Source organism: Agrobacterium sp. rho-8.1 (assembly GCF_033957725.1).
Taxonomy (GTDB): domain Bacteria; phylum Pseudomonadota; class Alphaproteobacteria; order Rhizobiales; family Rhizobiaceae; genus Agrobacterium.
On sequence record NZ_CP192788.1, the window covers coordinates 1,089,160 to 1,107,273 of the forward strand.

General features: G+C 54.2%; 21 protein-coding genes. 15 read left to right on the forward strand and 6 right to left on the reverse strand.

Translation table 11 applies throughout. From position 1 onward, the window contains the following. The first annotated feature begins 227 nt into the window (after window positions 1-227). Window positions 228-1,307: an ATP synthase subunit B family protein gene (locus tag RMR21_RS05480; RefSeq protein ID WP_498669680.1), complete on the forward strand. Its 1,080-nt coding sequence runs from the start codon at window positions 228-230 to the stop codon at window positions 1,305-1,307. Window positions 1,308-1,473: 166 nt separating this feature from the next. On the opposite strand, the gene RMR21_RS05485 is transcribed toward RMR21_RS05480, so the two are convergent. Together RMR21_RS05485 and RMR21_RS05490 are read right to left on the reverse strand one after the other, a co-directional pair. Then, the gene (locus tag RMR21_RS05485; protein ID WP_498669681.1) at window positions 1,474-2,067 is read right to left on the reverse strand and encodes an SLATT domain-containing protein; all 594 of its coding nucleotides are present in this window, start codon (window positions 2,065-2,067) and stop codon (window positions 1,474-1,476) included. 1 nt (window position 2,068) lies between these two features. Beyond that, the gene (locus RMR21_RS05490) at window positions 2,069-3,394 is read right to left on the reverse strand and encodes a nucleotide-binding domain-containing protein (protein WP_498670080.1); all 1,326 of its coding nucleotides are present in this window, start codon (window positions 3,392-3,394) and stop codon (window positions 2,069-2,071) included. 334 nt (window positions 3,395-3,728) lie between these two features. On the opposite strand from RMR21_RS05490, the gene RMR21_RS05495 reads away from it, so the two are divergent. Further along, on the forward strand, window positions 3,729-4,847 hold the full coding sequence (locus RMR21_RS05495; protein ID WP_498669682.1) for a type I restriction enzyme HsdR N-terminal domain-containing protein: 1,119 nt from the start codon (window positions 3,729-3,731) through the stop codon (window positions 4,845-4,847). A gap of 337 nt (window positions 4,848-5,184) precedes the next feature. Here the strand turns inward: RMR21_RS05495 and RMR21_RS05500 are convergent, their stop codons facing one another. Next, window positions 5,185-5,547 carry a DUF4160 domain-containing protein gene (locus RMR21_RS05500; RefSeq protein WP_498669683.1) on the reverse strand — a complete coding sequence of 121 codons (363 nt, stop codon included), beginning with the start codon at window positions 5,545-5,547 and terminating at the stop codon, window positions 5,185-5,187. Window positions 5,548-6,130: 583 nt separating this feature from the next. Between RMR21_RS05500 and RMR21_RS05505 the strand changes: the two genes are divergently transcribed. Continuing rightward, complete coding sequence (locus RMR21_RS05505) at window positions 6,131-7,357, forward strand: hypothetical protein (RefSeq protein WP_498669684.1); 1,227 nt, start codon at window positions 6,131-6,133, stop codon at window positions 7,355-7,357. A 288-nt stretch (window positions 7,358-7,645) separates the two neighbouring features. On the opposite strand, the gene RMR21_RS05510 is transcribed toward RMR21_RS05505, so the two are convergent. Together RMR21_RS05510 and RMR21_RS05515 are read right to left on the reverse strand one after the other, a co-directional pair. Beyond that, entirely contained in the window at window positions 7,646-8,686 is a 1,041-nt protein-coding gene (locus tag RMR21_RS05510) for a DUF2806 domain-containing protein (protein WP_498669685.1), read from the reverse strand. A 166-nt stretch (window positions 8,687-8,852) separates the two neighbouring features. Further along, complete coding sequence (locus RMR21_RS05515) at window positions 8,853-9,074, reverse strand: hypothetical protein (protein ID WP_498669686.1); 222 nt, start codon at window positions 9,072-9,074, stop codon at window positions 8,853-8,855. Between the two features lie 108 nt (window positions 9,075-9,182). On the opposite strand from RMR21_RS05515, the gene RMR21_RS05520 reads away from it, so the two are divergent. Continuing rightward, the gene (locus RMR21_RS05520) at window positions 9,183-9,452 is read left to right on the forward strand and encodes an HNH endonuclease (protein WP_498670082.1); all 270 of its coding nucleotides are present in this window, start codon (window positions 9,183-9,185) and stop codon (window positions 9,450-9,452) included. A 203-nt stretch (window positions 9,453-9,655) separates the two neighbouring features. On the opposite strand, the gene RMR21_RS05525 is transcribed toward RMR21_RS05520, so the two are convergent. After that, entirely contained in the window at window positions 9,656-9,955 is a 300-nt protein-coding gene (locus tag RMR21_RS05525; protein WP_498669687.1) for a GCG_CRPN prefix-to-repeats domain-containing protein, read from the reverse strand. A gap of 123 nt (window positions 9,956-10,078) precedes the next feature. Here RMR21_RS05525 and RMR21_RS05530 point away from each other — a divergent pair, with 123 nt between their 5' ends. The 11 genes from RMR21_RS05530 (at window position 10,079) to RMR21_RS05580 (ending at window position 18,097) form a co-directional block, all read left to right on the forward strand. Beyond that, entirely contained in the window at window positions 10,079-10,534 is a 456-nt protein-coding gene (locus tag RMR21_RS05530; protein ID WP_498669688.1) for a terminase small subunit, read from the forward strand. A gap of 11 nt (window positions 10,535-10,545) precedes the next feature. Continuing rightward, window positions 10,546-12,186 (forward strand): terminase large subunit, encoded by a 1,641-nt coding sequence (locus RMR21_RS05535; protein WP_498669689.1) that lies wholly within the window; start codon window positions 10,546-10,548, stop codon window positions 12,184-12,186. Beyond that, entirely contained in the window at window positions 12,186-13,412 is a 1,227-nt protein-coding gene (locus RMR21_RS05540; protein ID WP_498669690.1) for a phage portal protein, read from the forward strand. The genes RMR21_RS05535 and RMR21_RS05540 overlap by 1 nt, the downstream gene beginning before the upstream one ends. 9 nt (window positions 13,413-13,421) lie before the next feature. Further along, window positions 13,422-14,540: a S49 family peptidase gene (locus RMR21_RS05545; RefSeq protein WP_498669691.1), complete on the forward strand. Its 1,119-nt coding sequence runs from the start codon at window positions 13,422-13,424 to the stop codon at window positions 14,538-14,540. Between the two features lie 10 nt (window positions 14,541-14,550). Continuing rightward, window positions 14,551-15,747, forward strand: a complete 1,197-nt coding sequence (locus tag RMR21_RS05550; RefSeq protein ID WP_498669692.1) for a phage major capsid protein — start codon at window positions 14,551-14,553, stop codon at window positions 15,745-15,747. A gap of 47 nt (window positions 15,748-15,794) precedes the next feature. Beyond that, window positions 15,795-16,046 carry a hypothetical protein gene (locus tag RMR21_RS05555; RefSeq protein ID WP_498669693.1) on the forward strand — a complete coding sequence of 84 codons (252 nt, stop codon included), beginning with the start codon at window positions 15,795-15,797 and terminating at the stop codon, window positions 16,044-16,046. After that, a complete protein-coding gene (locus tag RMR21_RS05560; RefSeq protein ID WP_498669694.1) occupies window positions 16,024-16,365 on the forward strand; it encodes a hypothetical protein in 342 nt (113 codons plus the stop codon). Before RMR21_RS05555 ends, RMR21_RS05560 begins: the two co-directional genes overlap by 23 nt. A gap of 1 nt (window position 16,366) precedes the next feature. Continuing rightward, window positions 16,367-16,723: a head-tail connector protein gene (locus RMR21_RS05565; protein ID WP_498669695.1), complete on the forward strand. Its 357-nt coding sequence runs from the start codon at window positions 16,367-16,369 to the stop codon at window positions 16,721-16,723. A 116-nt stretch (window positions 16,724-16,839) separates the two neighbouring features. After that, window positions 16,840-17,196 carry a phage head closure protein gene (locus tag RMR21_RS05570; protein WP_498669697.1) on the forward strand — a complete coding sequence of 119 codons (357 nt, stop codon included), beginning with the start codon at window positions 16,840-16,842 and terminating at the stop codon, window positions 17,194-17,196. Next, on the forward strand, window positions 17,193-17,687 hold the full coding sequence (locus tag RMR21_RS05575) for an HK97 gp10 family phage protein (protein ID WP_498669698.1): 495 nt from the start codon (window positions 17,193-17,195) through the stop codon (window positions 17,685-17,687). Before RMR21_RS05570 ends, RMR21_RS05575 begins: the two co-directional genes overlap by 4 nt. Further along, window positions 17,687-18,097 carry a DUF3168 domain-containing protein gene (locus RMR21_RS05580; RefSeq protein ID WP_498669699.1) on the forward strand — a complete coding sequence of 137 codons (411 nt, stop codon included), beginning with the start codon at window positions 17,687-17,689 and terminating at the stop codon, window positions 18,095-18,097. The genes RMR21_RS05575 and RMR21_RS05580 overlap by 1 nt, the downstream gene beginning before the upstream one ends. The last annotated feature ends 17 nt before the right edge of the window (window positions 18,098-18,114 follow it).

Below are 18,114 nucleotides of genomic sequence, written 5' to 3' on the forward strand. Positions count from 1 at the left end.
TATACTCTGAAAGAAGACAGCAAGGTGCGTATATTCGCATTCTCGAATGAACCTTTTGCCAAATCGATAGTTATCGCTCCGAGCGCACTTGTGCTCGGAGGATATAAATCTGCCGCTTGCGAAGTTGTAGGCGGTTCTTGTAGGGAGGCCCTCATGAACTCGATCATTTATCTGGTGGGACTAGTCGTAGTCGTTCTTTTCGTTCTCTCGCTTCTGGGGCTACGCTGATGGTTGATTCAACATTTGACAATCCGAACCGCAGCTATGTCGACTGGCCTGCAATTTTTGCAGGTACGGCTATCGCGTCTGGCACTGTGGCCGTACTCACTGCTTTCGCTGGCGGATTGGGTCTAAACGCAATATCTGCCGACAACGGCGGCGAAGTTAGCATCACATGGCTCATTATCACTGGCCTTTTCGTAGTCCTGTCCATGGTGGCGTCATACATGCTTGGCGGTTACATCACCGGCCGCATGCGACGCCCAGTCGGCGATTCCGTAACCCGTGATGAACGGACAACCCGTGACGGAATAAATGGTTTGGTCGTGTGGGGAATCGGCACGGTGGTATCCGCCTTTCTGGCGCTCAGCGTAGTTTCGGGAGGCGTGAAGGCAGTCGGAAGTGTCGCTCAGACAGCAGTCGAGGCTACGGGCTCTGCTGTAGGTGGCGCGGCGCAAGGAGCGGGGCAGCTGGCTGGTGGCGTCGTGTCGGGCGCGGGTAATGCAGTTGGTGGTATCGCACAGGGCGCTGGTCAGGCTGCATCCCCAAGCATTGAGCAATCGTTGCCACAGGGTCTCAAAGCCAACCCAATCGACTACTTCACAGACACATTGTTGCGGACTGATACGCTCGCAGCGAATGCCGATCCGAACAATGGTGACTTTCAGCGCCAAGCTGGCAGCATACTCAGCAACCTGCTGTCTACAGGCGAGATTGCCGATGCGGACAAGGCATGGATGGCAAACCAAATCGCTGCCCGCACAGGCATTCCTCAGGCAGATGCGCAGAATCGCGTGAACCAGGCAGTGGAGCGTGTTCAGGCAGTTCGTGCGGCAGCGCAACAGCGCGTCGATGAAGCTCAAAAGAAGATTGCCGAGCTGACAGCGCAAGCCGAAAAGACAGTCCAAGACGCCAAGACTGCAGCCGCAGACGCGGCCGAGAAAGCCCGGATAACTGGTATTCTCACAGCATTCCTCTTGGCAGCATCCACAATCGTAGCTGCAGCGGCAGCTTATATCGGTGCTGTACACGGCGGTCGTCACCGTGACGAGGGTCGCGTTTGGGGAGGCCTAGCGTATCGTAAGTAGAATAGACGCAGTGAGGCTCTAGGTATTAATTAGGGGCTCACTGCGGAACCGAACCTGCCGAATGGCGTTATTTGACTCAAGCAGCTTGCGCACTGACCACGGATGTACTGGCAGAAGATGACAAGCGACAGGAAGGTCGGTGCGGTTTCGCCCCGGCCTTTTTTGTTTAACACATGAGACTGAAGTTATTTTTCATAAGATAATACGCCAAGGCTGCAAGTAACCCAACGGTCAAGGATATGATAATCATCTTAGCTGATAGAGGTATCATATCCCTCCAGAACTTAAACTTCAGTTGCTCATCCATCCAGCCGATTTGCGTCTGAGCAAAGAATTTGTAATGAGCATACCAGTCGCTCAAGAAAATCTGTTTGCTCACTGTGATTGAGTGAAACTCTTGCTCAATCAGCTGTAGCTCGGCTTGCGATTGCGTCAGATTTGCGCCATCTTTCACGGAGCGATAAAGGTCTCTCAGTTTGTTCTGCAGTGTTAGCAGGTGTTTAGCCGTCGGTTCGTAGTCGCTTGCTCTATAGAAACCCATGTAAAGCGATGCGACACCAGCGATTAACAGGATCGCAGAGGGAATCTTCGCCGATAATTCGTCGACGAATAGTGCAAATGTTCCGACTGCGAATGAAATCAGCCCGATCCAGCCAGGGCCTTTTTCTGCGATATCTAAAGTGGCAAACGTTTTTCTAGCACCGAAACCGATATTGTAACCGGTTTCAGCAATTGTTTTGAGCAACTCGTCCTTACCCATGTTATTGAGACCCTTCAGTGATGGGAACGTGTATGCGATCTTTCGCAATGACTACGCCGTTCTGGACAGCGTAGCAGTCAACCACATGCTCACCACGGAATGATGAGTGCTCAATTTTCGTGGGCGTGCCGAGTTCAATCTGACCGCGCACCATGTCCCGTCTAATAGCTTCCGAACCTCGATTTAATACCTTCCAGTAGACTTTAAAATCGCCTTTGATGGTATGGGTGCCTATGAAGAATCGAAGATTTTTCTCTTTTTCGATAAACCGGCTTAGTCGCGTCGCTTTATTTGCTCTCATTAAGAAGCTTCGAAAACCCGATTGAGAAACCTCACACTCGATACGCATGGCGTAGCGGACATCGACTGGAAAAATATCCTCAACAAAATCCTCATGACGCATAGGGTTTGATGAACTGCTTTTAGCCAAAGCACTTTCGGCAATATTTGTTTGAGCAACGGGGAACGCCCGTCCAAACAGAGCGCGCCAATAGTTATTTGCGCTTGCAGTCTCGCCTGCAGCTAATGCGTCTTGCGCAATCTTTAATCCCTTCGAAGCTTTTTTCTGAAATTTTTTGTGAACCTTCACATGTTGTCCACTGCCAAGGGCATGGTATCTGTCGTGGTCCTGTTCATTGCTTAAATACTCAAGAAAACCCGTGATCATATTTGCGCATCCGCCGAAACTTGTCTCATCAAACTCGTCGGTGGTTCGCAAGTAGTTGTACGCAAGCGTATCGATTAGAAGGCCACCCATCGCGACACCGTGTTTATTTTTCCATGCGCGGGTGAGCTTTGCTAGGCGTCTAAGATTACCATTCTTATCTTTATCGACGTCGGCTGTGGCCAGCAACTCAGGACGGGGTTTGGTTGTACGCCAAGTTCCGCCATTTCGTGTGTAAGGGTATAGGTAGTGACCATTACCATCATCGAAGACTGGCTGAACCTCTATTTTGAAGTTGCTGTACTCAACAACCACTACCAATATGTCAGGATAAACTTTCGTTCGCGAATAACGAGATCTGATTGCGTCCGCGGCTCGTTTAAGTAACTTATATTGTCCGCCATCCTTGTAATCATCCCATGCGCTGGCAGGCATGACATATAGCATATCCAAGTCCGATATGCCTCTGATGGCGGTGTGTCTACCATAAGAGCCAACCTGCATGTTGTTCGCCACGCGATTATCAGTGCCCCTGAACTCTAGATTCAGCGCTCGAGTGACTTCGCCATACCGCATAGAAATTGTGTCAGCGTTATTGATTGAGATACTCTGAAAGAAGTCTGCGAAATCAGCCGAGATACTAATTGGATCTCTCCCTAGAATTGCTTTAGTTCGAGATAATTAAACTTTTGGTATCGGTTGCCAACCAGTCATGTGCGGTTTTACACAGCTGTCGTTGTTCGAAGCCCAATTAGAAATATTGTTACCTTGTGTACAACCCACGCCACTTACAAATACAACCCCTGATACCGCCCGTATAGGGAAATTTTATCCGTGCATTATCTGTGCACTTGCTGGGCGTTCACACCTGCACAGCTCTGCCCGGCAGATGCGCAATGCGCAGGTCGCCAACGCAAAATTATATTTAATCTTGCTGAACTTTATCTGGTAAATTAGTATTTTAGTTGCGGACGTTAAGTTATTCGAGAAGTGAGAAATGAAACCAATTTCCGATAGAGCGAAGAAGGAAGTAAATACGTTCAATGAGGCAGAGGTGCGGATGCACATAATCGATCCTGTTCTTCGCGAGCTCGGCTATATGGACACCGATGGCACTTATCTGAGACTAGAAGAACAGTTGAGCTATCCATATTACTACATAGGCCGGAAGAATAAGAAAAAAGACGTACCTTTGGGCAAGCCCGACTACAGGGCCGGGCTGCTTGGCCGAGGCGGCTCATTCGTTATCGAGGCTAAGGCCGCTAACGTTGACCTTACAAGAGAGGAACTTGAGCAAGCTCACTCGTACGCTGCTCACGCAGAAGTCCGCGCTCAGTATTTCATGGTCAGCAACGGGAGAGAATTGCGGATTTATGAGACTTTGTCAGCGTTTGAAAATGACCCTCTAGTATCGTTAGATATCAATGAGATCAACGAGGAGTTTCACAGAGTTGAAAACATACTCTCTCCTTCTAATTTGGGACGCCTTAGTAGACGTACTTACGACCTTGATCTTAAACTTGCGAATAACCGAGGATCAAAAATAAGGATACGCGACGGGAAGTACAGTCAGCAGCAGTGGTCATACCGCATTATGCTAGGCGACGCCGACATCACTGAGCAAGCGCGTCCGCTTCTTGGAGATGTCGACAAGCAGTTGACCAGTCTGCGTGATGACTTCGAGTTACGTGTTGGTGACGGGACAATCGCCAGAAACAGCGAGGGTCGCATTACTGCAGATATTCAATTTATCGGTGCGACCGTTGGTAACGACAACGCTATGAAGCTACTTGGCTTTGACCAAATTGTTTTTCTAACTGAGGATAAATTCCTTTCATCAGACCCTGACAACCCTTCGATCTTTGAGTCTACAAAAGAGATTCAGGTGAAGCGCGGAACCGTTCTTCCGCAAATGTTCGGAGATGCGGTTTCAATGGGTTTGGATGTCCAGGTTAGTGTATATGTGAAGTCGCGGATGTTCATTGACGGATCTTCGATTTTTGGTGACTTTTTGGCGTTGGCTGACTACTTCGTACCCGTGCCCGTACCCGGGATTGGGGAAATCCGCATAGAATTTGATTTTTCGGGTGATGCATCACTCCGTTTGATGGAGTAAGGGTCGGCTATGTCCACGAGGTGAGCTCTGTTTGCACTCAAACCTCGATTCCCAGATTTCACCAGTTCTATGTTTTACTTACACAACAGAAACCGTTCCCAGCACTTCTTGGGAACGGACGTTCCCATGGGAATGGGAACAATAAGTCATTGTTTTTGTTCAATAACACGTTCCCATTCCCAGCGTTCCCAAGCTTTCTGGGAACGGTTTAAGTTATTGAAAATGTTGACGTTCCTACATTCCCAGCGATTGCCCCTACTACGTAGGGGAAAGGCGGTGGGAACGCCATTCCCCGTATGGATGATAAAGAAAAGTCTCGTAGTCCAAAGTACATTTCTCATTTGGATTGAGGAACCTCCACGGTGCCGACCGGGCAGTTTTCTGGCCTGCACTCGTTCCACCTAACCGCAAGGGCAGCTTTATTCTTTTGCCACCAAAGGCGAATTACTCTCTCGTGCCGCTCAAGACCTCGAACACCCTTTAGTCGGGTGCATGTGTCTAGGGTGAAGCTTGCATCTTCGCCATCATATATGACGTGAAAATGAGGTGGCGGATGCTCATTTGCTCTAATCTCGACCTTAAGCCGATGATCGACAAGGGCCACCATGTGCTTGATGATATAGCCTTGTTCCGACACTGGGCGCAGTAGTTGTTCAAGCTCGTCCTGCATTCGTCTACTGATCGAGATACAGACGGTCATGTGGAGAGCCTTTTCGCAAGTCGATGTTGCAACCAATATGTAGCATAATCAAACATCGGGAAATTTATTTCACCTCTGTCCCGGCTTTTTCCGAACAAAAACCCTAATATACCTTCGAACGAATTGGAGGGACAATGCATCCATTGTTGCAACGAGTGGCGCGGGGCAAACGTGAACCACTTAATGACTATTGTAGGCGCGTCATCGCGCACCACTGCGCTTCGGACATACCAGGCGTCCGAGAAGATATGATCGGGGAAGCGTTGAAGTTCCAGCGTGACAGCGTGAGCTCGTATGTTGAGGAAAAGGAGCGTGCGGCAGCGTTAAGCGCACGGAGCCACGTAGATGCCCGTCTGGCGGAAGCCATCAAGGAGCGCGACAAGCTGAGGCAAGCGTACCTAACTCTGAAGGCCAATATCCCAACGTCGATATCGTTACGAGAAGCCGAAGCCGGTTGCTTGAAATCTTTCAATCGGGCTCGAGAAAAGGCGGCGATGCTCTTCGAAGATGAGGGCGGCCAGCCGACAGCATCGAGTGAAGCAGTACGGGCAATCCCTGATCCGAAGCCACGATGGAGCCGATCATGAAAATTCCAGCAGGACATTACCTATCGCCGATGTTTCCTGGCGTACTTTTTAAGCGCAGAGAGGCCGCCCTAGTTGAGCAAAGTGATGCGCCAGTCCGCAGCACAAAGGAGCACCGCGCAGCAGTGGAAAAATGGCGCAAGACAGCGCCGGCGAATGACAGCGAAATTTTTGGCAAGAAGCCCAAAACGGAAGCACCGCGGCATCGCGGCTTGGGAGCTATGAGCGGTCTTCTAGCATTCCGTAGCAGGCCTGCGGGCGTGGCAGAAGGCGCAGGGGTCAAGATGAAGGGTTTCAGCGCGTTGGCGACCAACTGGTCAATCGTGCCTGCCAATGACAACGTGCCGCCAGAGGATGGCTTCGGCAATGAGCGCGAAGTGCAGTTCGAACCACGTGTTTCATTGATCATGGAATCGGTGGCGAAAATCGAGATGCGCGAACGCGCAGAACCGTCCATGGTGGACGCCTCAGGCAAGAAGCGAGAAATCCACGCTATCCCCACGGGCGGATCGGTCGAATACGGAACGCATGTCGACGATGATGGCAAGCGGCACCGATGCATTGTGAGGATAGGGTCTCTACGTTTCAGTGATGGCACGCAAAAGGAAAAAGGGCAAAAGCTTGTGTTCGGCGAGGCTGTGGATGCGGATATCCGGATGCCCCTCGGATCGATGCTCGGATGCAATGAGAAGTCGGCCCGCGACAAAGGCGCTGAGATCGACGAGACCGGCAGCAATGCCCACTATCGATGGATGGTGACAGGTAAGACTGGCAAGCGGCCGAAACGCAAGGATCGCTCCAAGGACCGGATCATCACATCGAAAGCGGAAGCCCGAGCCATGCTCGCGAAAGCGATCGAGAACACTTCGGTCATGCCAGACATCAAGAAATGCCCTGACGGCTTCCCTTATGGCCCAACGGCGCTTCGGCAGCTTTTCCTTGCAGGACGCAAAGGCAAGAACGGGGAATCTGGTTCGCAGGCGTGGGAAGACATAGCCGTTGAGAGCGAGAACAAGAAGCAGTTCGAATACGCACTCGGGAGCATGCTTGAAGGTGACGTAAAAATCCTAACCGATGCAATGGAGGCCAAGAGCCTGACGCAACTCGGCGAAGCTCGTGGGTACAAGGGACGTCACGCGGTTGATGCAGGACGCTCACTCTTGAGGGCGGCAAACGATAATTTTGAGCGTGCGCTGGCATTGGCGACATATGCCGCTGAGATGTGAGGGGAAGAAAAATTCCACTCATCCACCTATTACAGTGAAGGGGTCGAAAGGCCCCAAACTGTTCTGGACGCACTGATGTTGCGACAGACGCTCGGTCAGAGATGAACCGGGCGTAACTATCCCCATTGCCTTGATGCGCGCCTCCTCCGCAGCGTCACGGCAGTCGTGCGGCAGGTTGAGTGTCTATGCACACTCCCTGCCGCTTTCAGCTTAGCGGGTCGCTCCCGCGAACCTTCGGGATGCGGAAACAACGAAGCAAAACACTTCCCCACAATTTCACCAACTTGATTAGGCAGCAGGCGTATCTGTCCTTTCAGGAAATTCTCCCTCCGACACTTCGAAATCCGAAAATCCTTCTCGCCGGGCGAAGATCACCACGTCGGGATGCTCTGATCTCAACTTGTCCACAAAACGGTGAGCCGCTTGTTCGCTCTTGTCTTCGAGGATCGCACTAACTGCTAATCCGACTGAAGTTAGCACGTACACAGGAACGGAAAGCGCACCGGAATTCATTGAGATGATCCCCCCTCGACCCGAGGAAACAGTTTTCGAGCGGTCAAATGCGACAGCCATCTTTCCCAGCGCCATAAACCAAATAGGTCTGCCGTCCTGTAACTCTGTTGCGGAGAAGGAGTTCATGTGCCCTAGCCCCGATTCAACAACTAACCCCGCCTCAACAAGTCGTTTGTTAACGTCAAAATGAAGCTCACCGGTTAGTGGCTTCAACAGCATGTCACGGACCCGGTTTTCGCAGACCTCCTCAAAAATCCCGGCCGTTCTAGGGTCGATTTCATCAATCACACGAAGTACGGCCCGAGAGAAATTGCCAGGATGTCTGATCTCGCTAGCCAATACGCGACCCCATCGTTCGCGAAGTTGCTCGCTTGACGCCCCAGACGCGTAGTCGTCAAAGCGCGACAAGAATTCCTCAGATAATTCTTCTGGGTCTGATTCGGCCTGGCTGTCCGTTGGTGGGTTAGCACGCAGGTCTTCAAGGGCGGTCTCGATTACAGCATCTTTGTTGATCTGCTTGCGAACGGCGTTACCGAATTCGCTTGCAAGTGCCCGAGCGGCGAATTCGTTGTCCGAGCCTATAAGCTTGATAGCGCGCTCGGCGGCGGCGGAGATGATCTTTGCCTCGCCTTCAATTTTAGCTCTTTCACGCGAGATCTTTGGTTCAAGGAGAATATTCAATCGCTCCAATAGGTTACCACCCAATCGATCAATGGCAGCGATAGTTCTTGACTTAGCTTTTGCTTCTACACCGCTCTCTGTGAGAGCGACTGACAAGCCAGTTTCCTTATCAAGATGATCGTTTTCAGTTCCCATTCCCACACCCCTACTTCACCCTTGCCGTCTGCAAGCAATGCACGGGGAAGGAGAACATTCAATCGCTAAATTAAGGCCTTGTGACACATGACCGATCCAATCGTCGCTGCCGTCTTCATATTAACCCACGCACGCAACATCGGATGGGCAGGCATATGCCAAAGCTTCAGCCGAACTTTCCTGCTTTGATGTCTGCAATCAGGTCTTCGAGAGTTGTTATCATGCGCTCATAGTCCGCAATGCGCTCTTGCGTCTGATCGACTTTAACTCCTGATGTCGAAAGTTCGAACGATTTCATGGCGCCGCTTCGCATGGAGTCTTCAATCTTTCGATAGCCCTCTAAGTCCGCTGTTAGCTTTGCTACGTACGCAGTCATCGCTTCGTTCATCACATTCCCCCAGATGTACATTCCAATACGCGAGAATGCACGCTTTGAGGGTGCCACACAATGCCCAAACCCTACGGCCGCTCAGCCGAAGCCGCTCTCTACCGTCGCATGTACAAGACTGCCAGATGGCGGCGACTGCGGGAGGCACAGCTTACTGCTGAGCCGCTGTGTTGCTTCTGCTTAGCTATTGAGGATGTGACCGAGGCAACGACGTGTGACCACATCAAGCCGCACAGGGGTGACCAGGACTTGTTCTACGACCCGGCCAATCTGCAATCGTTGTGCGCTCCATGCCACGACACATTGAAGGCTCGCATTGAGCGAGGCCAGCAGACTGTGGTCATTGGTGTTGATGGGTATCCGATGGAGTTGACTTAACGCTCGAAGATATATTGATAAGTATCTGATGTGATTGATTTATATATGAAGTAGAAGTTGACATCAGCCATAATATGGGGGTGGTCGCAAAGTCGACGATCGACCCGGCCAGGGACCGTCGGGGGAATGCAACGTTAATCCAAACACAGTTTTTTCGATGAGGACGAACGAAAAAGGCCCGCCGTTAAGCGGGCCTAGAGCGTTTACCAGCGGTCGCGGCGATCGCGATGGCCACGCCATTCTCTTTGATCGCGGCGATCTCGCCACTCTCTGCGGTCATGCCAGCGATCGCGACGATCCCACCGTTGTTCGACGTGCCGTGGCGGTCCAACGGGTCGGCAATATCCGCGTGGAGACAGACGAAAACCACGTCCGCAGGCATAGTCTACGTCATGCACGACGGATGCAGCAGGTGCAGAGGGCTTGCCAACAGGCATGGCGTTGGCGCCGCTGCCGATGAGCGCGGTTAGAATGATACCCGCTCCTAAGATTAACTTGCGCATTTCAACGACTCCTTTGTGATGAGCCACTTAGCTCTCATTTTCGTGAATGCCCGCTGAATGAAACGTGATGATTTTGTGGCGGCATCGCGTGTGTGCGCGCAAGCACGCGCGAGGGGATTTCTAATGTCTGACAAAAAGAGCCGCGTAGATAGCGTGGCCGAGGCCGTGAGGATTGCATCTGCGGCTATTGAGGAAATCACCTTTCCCGAAAACGTCCCTCTCGACGAGGGCGACGTACCGTTCTTCAAGAACGTTATCGCAGAATACGCCCGCGCCGAATGGTCCGCCCACCAGCTTGAGATAGCAGCAATGCTGGCTCGTACGATGGCAGACTTGGTGCGTGAGCAAGACCTGCTGCGCAGCGAGGGTGCCGTCGCATATAGCGAGAAAGGCACGCCGCTAGCGAACCCGCGTAAATCCATCGTGCAGATGCACGCATCGTCCATCCTGTCCTTCCGCCGATCGCTGGCGCTACACGCCAGAGCCATCCAAGGCGAGGCGAGGGACTCAGCGAAGCGACGCGACACCGCAAAAGAGATTGAGGCAGGTGCGAGCACGGATGATGACCTGCTAGCCTGATTGAGGTTGTAATGCTTTCAGATGCCGTGGTCGGCGCCATCAAGTGCGGCCCGATACCGGTTCTGCGCGATTGGCGTACGCTGCCTACGTTGGAGCTTACCCGCGGCGAGAAGATGTGCCGCTTCATCGAAACCTATCTCGTAGTGCCAGAGGGTGCGCTCGTAGGCCAGCCGATCAAACTGCTGAACTTCCAAGTCGCTTTCATCTTGTCGGTCTACGACAACCCCAACGGTACGTCGCGCGCATATCTGTCTATTGCGCGTAAGAATTCTAAGACAGCGACAATCGCTTGTCTTTTGCTCGGCCACGTCATTGGGCCGGAAGCGTTCCCAAATAGCCGCATTATGTCTGGCGCTCGATCCCGCGACCAGGCTGCTGAGGTGTTCAACTACGCCAGCAAGATGCTGATGATGTCGCCGCAGCTCAAAGGGCTTTACCGCATCGTGCCGTCGGGCAAGATGATCGTAGGGCTGCGCAAGAACGTCGTCTACCGAGCCAGTTCGGCCGAGGCCAAGAGCGCGCACGGTGGTTCGCCACTTGTCGCCATCCTTGATGAGGTTGGCCAGATTAAAGGCCCGCACGACGATTTCGTCGAGGCAATTGTAACATCGCAGGGCGCGTACGGCGACAAGGCGATGATCTTCGCCATTTCGACGCAGGCAGCTACAGACGGAGACTTGTTCTCGCGATGGCTGGACGACGCGGAGACATCCAAGGCGCCGCGCACAGTTTCGCACCTCTACACGGCGGATCCTGATTGCGACGTCCTCGATGAGGATGCGTGGAAGGCTGCTAACCCGGCGCTTGGAATATTCAAATCTGTTTCATCGGTTCGCGATGACGCCGAGCGCGCGTCACGCATGCCGACCGAGGAAGCCAGTTTTCGTTGGCTCCATCTCAACCAAAGGATCGATGCCAATGCACCGTTTGTCTCTCCGGCTATTTGGCGAGCGTGTAACGCTCGAGTTGTGGACTTTGATGGTCTTCCTGTCTTTGGCGGGCTCGACCTTTCTGAGGTGAGCGACTTAACTGCTCTGGTGCTGATGGCTCCGAAGCAGCAGGATGGCAAGACCATCTGGCATGTGAAGCCGACGTTCTGGCTGCCAGGCGATGGCATACGCGCCAAGGCAAAGGCCGACCGCGTGCCATACGACATCTGGCACAAGGACGGACACCTTGAAGCCGCGCCAGGCAAGACAGTCGACTATGAGTTCGTTGCGCATTACCTGCGCGACCAGTTCGAAGAGATGGATATCCGCAAGATTGCGTTCGACCGGTGGAACTTCCGACATCTGAAGCCATGGCTGCAAAAGGCTGGCTTCACAGAGGATCAGCTCGATGGCGACGATGCCGTATTCCAGCCTTTCGGGCAGGGGTTCCAGTCGATGTCGCCAGCATTGCGCGAGTTGGAAAGCACCATCCTCAACGGTAATCTCGCTCACGGTGATCATCCGGTACTGACGATGTGCATGATGAATGCGACCGTCAAGACAGACCCATCGGGCAACAGAAAACTGGTGAAGCACAATCGCGAGCGTCGCATCGACGGCGCGGTGGCACTGACGATGGCAACGGCGATGGCTGGCACCTACGAGGTCAGCGACACCGGCGACATGGACGACTTCATCAACAACATGGTTATGGTGATCTAATGGGTCTCTTCGATAGATGGCGCGGAGTACCCATCAAACTCACCGACGGTGAGTTCTGGCGCGGGTTCTTCGGCCTAGGCACGACCTCCGGCGAAAGCGTGACGATTGAAACGGCGCTTCAGCTTGATGCTGTGTGGGCGTGCGTCAATCTGATCCGGAACGCAGTGATCATGCTGCCGTGCAACGTCTACAAAGACGACGGCGTTACGGTGGACAAGGCATCGCCGCTTTACGATCTGCTCCACGACATGCCGAACATGGACGACACCGCCTCGGATTTCTGGGCCATGGTCGTTTTGTGCTTGTGCCTCGACGGCAATTTCTTCGCCGAAAAGAAGCTGAACGGCGGCAAGTTGGTGGCTCTCAATCCGCTGCCGCCGCTGTCCGTCAACGTCTGCCGCGATAGCCGCAATGCGCGATACTACGAGGTAACGGAGAACGGCAAGAAGCGCAGGATCGCCGAAGACAAGATGTTCCACGTCCGTGGCGCTGTCTTGCCTGGCTGTGATCGCGGCATGTCTCCGATCGGCGTGGTTCGCAATACCGTTGGCAATGCTCTGGCGGGTGAAAAGACCGCAGGCAAGATGTTTGCCAATGGCATGCAGGTCGCAGGCGTTCTTTCGTCTGACCAGATACTCAAGAAAGAACAGCGAGCTCAGCTCGGAGAAATTCTCGGTCAATTTGCTGGCTCGGACAAGGCTGGCAAGATCGCAGTTCTGGAAGCTGGCCTTAAATACCAGCAGCTGACGATCAATCCAAAAGACGCGCAGATGCTCGAGGTGCGCCAGTTCAACGTAGAGCAGATTTGCCGAATTTTTGGTGTTCCACCGGTAATGATCGGTCATGCTTCGAACGGCACGACGACTTGGGGCAGCGGCATCGAGCAGTTGATCCTGCAGTTCATCAAGACTTGCCTTGGGCCGCTGGTCAAAAGCATTGAATCTGCTGTGTACCGCGACCTGCTCGACGAGAAAACGCGCAAGACGACCATCGTGAAATTCAACATGGAAGGCCTGCTTCGCGGCGACAGCACGGCGAGGGCAGAATTCCTGTCGAAGATGGTCACCAACGGCATTTACACGCCAAACGAGGCTCGTTCCTACGAGAACAAGGCTCCAGTCGACGGCGGCGAGAAGGCAATCGTCAACGGCACCATGACCCCGCTCGATAAGGTTGGTCAGGCCAACGACAACGCGCCACAAACGCCAGCAGCACGCGCTGCATAAGGGAAAATCATGAAATTTGAACACCTGATTTCGGCCTTTCTGGCCGAACCTTGGGCTATTCAGCGCGAAAAACTGGGCGTTTTGGCTGATGTTTTGGTCGCTCGAGCCGAAGGTGAAAAGCTTTTTTCGTCCGAGTTTGCCGCCTCTATCGACGAGGAGCGAGCCAAGGAAATCGCAGAATCCAGCGGCAGCGTGGCAATTATCCCGGTATACGGGGTTTTGGCCGACAAGATGGACCTGTTTTCCGCGATGAGCGGCGGCACGTCCTATGCCGGCATCAAGAGATCGCTGCACAAGGCGCTTTCAAACGAAGACATCAAGGCTGTCGTGCTCGATATCGATAGCCCCGGCGGCACTGTGCCAGGCACCGATGAGCTCGCCACTGAAATCCGCAAGCTACGTGGTGGCGAAAAGCCGATCATTGCGCAGGTCAACAGCCTTGCGGCAAGCGCGGCTTATTGGATCGCGGCTTCGACCGCCGAAATTGTCGTCACGCCTTCCGGCCGTGCCGGTTCGATCGGAGTCTACACCGCGCACGACGATCTGTCGTCTGCCCTCGAGCAGCGCGGCATCAAACGCACGTACATTTCAGCCGGAAAGCACAAGGTCGAGGGCAACGAAACCGAACCTATGGGCAAGGACACGCTGGCACATGTGCAGGACGGCGTGAACCGCTCTTACAATCGCTTTGTCGCGGCCGTCGCCGAAGGGCGCGGCGTGACAGTCAGCAAGGTCGAGGATGGTTACGGTCAGGGGCGCGTATTCTACGCAGAAGCCCTCATGGACCGAGGCATGGTCGACCGTGTTGCCACACTTGACGAGACCTTGGCCCGCTATGGCGCGGACGCAGAGCCTGCGCCGGTGAAGCGCATCAAGGCTGCTAACGCCGCTAAGGCGGATGCCGCACAAACGCTGGTCGCGAAGATGACGGCTGGCGAACAGATCACAAAACGCGAGTTCGAAAACGGTATCAGGGGACTGATGGGGTTGTCGGGCTCTGAGGCAGAGCGGGCCGCTCGGCTCTACCTCAAAGATGGTCAGGGGGCTCCTGACGTCGAGACGGATGCTGCTGCTTTGGCAGCCATTAACCGGCTTATCGCCGAAGCAAAAACACCCCTCATTCAGTAAGGAGCCTTTCATGGCCGAACTAGCAGAAAAAATTGGCGAACTTGGCGCGTCCCTCGCATCCATCAAGGAGCAGGTCGGCAATCTCGCCACCGACTTTACCACGAAGCTTGCCGCCAACGGCGAAGTTTCGGCGGAGCTGAAGGAAAAGACCGACAAGGCCCTTTCTGAACTCGGCGACGTCACGACCCGCCTTTCCGACATGGAGAAGCGCGCCGCACGTGAGCGCACCGGTGGCGACCCTGATGAAAAATCTCTGGGTGATCTCGTTGTTGAGTCCGCAGCATCTCAGTCGTTTGACTCCTCGTATCGAGGACTGATCAAGGTCAAAGCTGACCGCGCTGCAATTACGACCGCCAATACTACCGTCGGCGCAGGCCGCTCGCCTGGCACCTCTCTTGTACCCGGCGCTCGTGTTCCTGGAATCTTTGGCCTTCCTGAGCGCCAGATGACGATCCGCGATCTTATCCTGCCTGGCCAGACCGCTTCCAACAACGTCGAGTATGTCAAGGAAACCGGGTTTACGAACGCCGCAGCACCTGTGGCAGAAGCGACCCTCAAACCATATTCGGATTTGACGTTCGATATGGCGGCCGCGCCGGTTCGCACGATCGCACATCTGTTCAAAGCCAGCCGCCAGATTCTGGATGACGCGCCTGCGCTTCGTTCTTACATCGACGGTCGCGCGCGCTACGGTCTTCGCTTCGCCGAAGAAAACCAGCTGCTGAACGGTTCGGGCACTGGCCAGAACATCGCTGGTTTGGTCCCGCAGGCGACCGCTTTCGCGCCAGCGTTCACGCCAGAAGCTGTCACAAGCATCGACCGCCTTCGCCTCGCTATCCTGCAGGTCGTTCTCGCCGAGTATCCTGCGACCGCGTTTGTTCTGAACCCGATCGACTGGACCAAAATCGAACTGACCAAGGACGCTGGTGAGAATTACATCATTGGTAATCCGCAGGGATCCTTGACGCCAACTCTCTGGAACCTGCCGGTCGTTTCGACCCAGGCAATGGCAGCCGGCCAGTTCCTGACTGGTGCGTTCTCCTACGCTGCACAGATTTTCGACCGTATGGACATCGAAGTACTGCTCTCCAGCGAGAACGTGGACGACTTCGAACGGAATCTTTTCACAATACGCGCTGAAGAGCGTCTGGCTCTGGCGGTTTATCGTCCCGAAGCCTTCGTGACCGGTCCTGTTGCCGCCGCCTAATTAATCTGGGGCGTCTTCGGACGCCCCGCTTTCGCTAGGAGGCGAATATGACTGATTACATCGAAGTTAAGCCGCTCAAGACGTTCGACAACGGCTCTGGTCTGAAGACCGCTGACAGCGACCCATTCCCGGTTGAGCGTGGTGAAGCGAATTCATTGAAGGCTCTTGGCCTTGTGTCGTTTGCTGACGACGCAAAGAAGGTTGAGCCCCCAGCCGACCCAGAACCTGTCGAGCCTATCTCTTCCGTTCGTTCGACGAAGAAAAAGGACAAGACAGATGCTGACAACGAAACAGCGTAAAAGACGTTTTGCCAGCTACATCGGTGGGGTGACAAACCCCGCTGCGCCAGCCAATACCGTTGCCCCGGCCATCACAGGCACGGCGCAGGTAGGGCAAACCTTAACGGCCAGCTCTGGCACATTCACTGGCACGCCGACTCCGACTATCGACAGGCAGTGGATTGTCGGCGGCTTTGAGGTGCCTGGTGCTTTCGGACTGACGTTCGTTCCTCGCTCGCAAGATGTGGGCAAAACAGTCCGCGTTCGCACGCGAGCTCAAAGTTTGGCCGGTAAGGTCAGCGTTCTGAGCTCGTCGACGGCCGCAGTTCTGGCGGCCTGATATGCCAATCGTCGATCTGGAAACAGTCAAGAAACATCTCCGCGTCATGCATACCGATGAGGACGCGGAGATTGGCATTTACCGCGATGCCGCCGAGAGCATCATCACCGAGTATCTGGATCGCGAAGTCGTTGCCATCGGTGCAACGCCAACCGCAGATGACGGCATAGCCGCTTCACCGGCCATTGTTTCGGCAATCCTGCTTGTGACCGGCGATCTCTACGAGGTTCGTGAACCCGATCCAAAGGCGACAGGCGACGCCGTTCTGCCACGCGCTGTGCGCATGCTTCTGGCTCCTTGGCGCGTCTGGCGCGCACCGGTGGACGATGATGTGGCTACGTTTCCATGCTCCTTTTGACTGGCGCCAACCGGGCTTCACCATCGCCTACCCGGTGGGACTCTACAACGTCACGCGCAAATGCGCAGCGGCTGCGATAGCAGCCAATACTGCCGAACCCACCGAGGATCGCCCGAATGCCAAAACGCAAAAGAGCCGGGGCGGGATCGCTCAGTGAGCGCATCGGCTTTGAGGCTGAGGTCGAGGGTGACGATGGGTATGGCGGCACGATTGTAGGTTGGCAGGAGTCGTTTGTGGAAGCTGCCAGACTTGAGCCGCGTGTGGGCTCGGAATCGGTCATAGCCAGCCGCCTGCAAGGTTTGCAGCCATTCACCATGACTGTTCGCAGCAACGATCGCACGCGCTCCATCACGCCAGCATGGCGGGCGCGGAACAAGCGCACCGGTGTGCTCTACGCAATCAAGACTGCGGTCAACATCGATGAGCGTAACGAGTGGATTGAACTGCTCGTGGTGCAGGGGGAAGCGTCGTGATCAAAGCCAAAGTACTAGGCCGCGAAGCGCTCACCAAAAAGCTGAATGATATTGCGCCCAAGGCCAACCAATACGCGGCTGAGGCGAAACTCCAGATCGCCAATGAAGCGGCCGAGGCTATCTCCGACCGAGCGCCGATAGGCACCGGCACCTCAGCAGGTGATTATTCGGCATCCATTCAAGGCGCGCGCATCTCGGATCGACCGAACGCGAAAGCAATGGTTGGCACGTCGGCTAGCAAAGACCCTGACGCCACTGGGATATTTGCGTCTTGGATATGGCATTTTCTGGAGTTTGGCACTCGTCCGCACAACACCGCCAAGGGTGGTGGTACACCTTTGGGTAAGAAGCAGACAGAGGGTGCGCGAATGCACCCAGGCACAAAGGCTCAACCGCATATTTTTCCAATCTGGCGTTCTTTTCGCGAGCGCGCAAAGAAGCGGATCAATGATGCTGTGATGCGCGGCGTGAGGGAGGCCATGAAAAAGTAATGGCCAGCCCTGATCTAGAATTGCAAGGCGTAATCGTCGCCAGATTGAAGGGTCGTCCTACGCTCACCGCGCTAGTCGGACAACGCATTTACGACCGACCACCCACCAACGCGCCTTTTCCCTATATTGAATATGGCGAAGGTGACGTGAAACCTGCTGATGTCAGTTGCGTCACGTCCGACACGATATACGCGACGATCCACGTTTGGTCGCAATATTCCGGAGGCTTCAAGGAGCTGAAGGACATCATGTACGAGATCGTCAAAGCACTTGATAGAGCGCCTTTGATGCTACCATCTCATCGCCTGATATCGCTCTCGCGCTGGGGCTCTCGCACGATGAAAGACCCCGATGACGTTACGACGCATGGCGTCGTTGAATTCATCGCCCGCATCGAAACACCGGCCTGACGGCCATCCAATCCCAA

Coding starts and splice junctions, on each gene's coding strand:
- RMR21_RS05480 (WP_498669680.1), top strand. CDS start 228: ATGGTTGATTCAACATTTGACAATCCGAACCGCAGCTATGTCGACTGG.
- RMR21_RS05485 (WP_498669681.1), bottom strand. CDS start 2,067: ATGGGTAAGGACGAGTTGCTCAAAACAATTGCTGAAACCGGTTACAAT.
- RMR21_RS05495 (WP_498669682.1), top strand. CDS start 3,729: ATGAAACCAATTTCCGATAGAGCGAAGAAGGAAGTAAATACGTTCAAT.
- RMR21_RS05500 (WP_498669683.1), bottom strand. CDS start 5,547: ATGACCGTCTGTATCTCGATCAGTAGACGAATGCAGGACGAGCTTGAA.
- RMR21_RS05505 (WP_498669684.1), top strand. CDS start 6,131: ATGAAAATTCCAGCAGGACATTACCTATCGCCGATGTTTCCTGGCGTA.
- RMR21_RS05510 (WP_498669685.1), bottom strand. CDS start 8,686: ATGGGAACTGAAAACGATCATCTTGATAAGGAAACTGGCTTGTCAGTC.
- RMR21_RS05515 (WP_498669686.1), bottom strand. CDS start 9,074: ATGAACGAAGCGATGACTGCGTACGTAGCAAAGCTAACAGCGGACTTA.
- RMR21_RS05520 (WP_498670082.1), top strand. CDS start 9,183: ATGTACAAGACTGCCAGATGGCGGCGACTGCGGGAGGCACAGCTTACT.
- RMR21_RS05525 (WP_498669687.1), bottom strand. CDS start 9,955: ATGCGCAAGTTAATCTTAGGAGCGGGTATCATTCTAACCGCGCTCATC.
- RMR21_RS05530 (WP_498669688.1), top strand. CDS start 10,079: ATGTCTGACAAAAAGAGCCGCGTAGATAGCGTGGCCGAGGCCGTGAGG.
- RMR21_RS05535 (WP_498669689.1), top strand. CDS start 10,546: ATGCTTTCAGATGCCGTGGTCGGCGCCATCAAGTGCGGCCCGATACCG.
- RMR21_RS05540 (WP_498669690.1), top strand. CDS start 12,186: ATGGGTCTCTTCGATAGATGGCGCGGAGTACCCATCAAACTCACCGAC.
- RMR21_RS05545 (WP_498669691.1), top strand. CDS start 13,422: ATGAAATTTGAACACCTGATTTCGGCCTTTCTGGCCGAACCTTGGGCT.
- RMR21_RS05550 (WP_498669692.1), top strand. CDS start 14,551: ATGGCCGAACTAGCAGAAAAAATTGGCGAACTTGGCGCGTCCCTCGCA.
- RMR21_RS05555 (WP_498669693.1), top strand. CDS start 15,795: ATGACTGATTACATCGAAGTTAAGCCGCTCAAGACGTTCGACAACGGC.
- RMR21_RS05560 (WP_498669694.1), top strand. CDS start 16,024: ATGCTGACAACGAAACAGCGTAAAAGACGTTTTGCCAGCTACATCGGT.
- RMR21_RS05565 (WP_498669695.1), top strand. CDS start 16,367: ATGCCAATCGTCGATCTGGAAACAGTCAAGAAACATCTCCGCGTCATG.
- RMR21_RS05570 (WP_498669697.1), top strand. CDS start 16,840: ATGCCAAAACGCAAAAGAGCCGGGGCGGGATCGCTCAGTGAGCGCATC.
- RMR21_RS05580 (WP_498669699.1), top strand. CDS start 17,687: ATGGCCAGCCCTGATCTAGAATTGCAAGGCGTAATCGTCGCCAGATTG.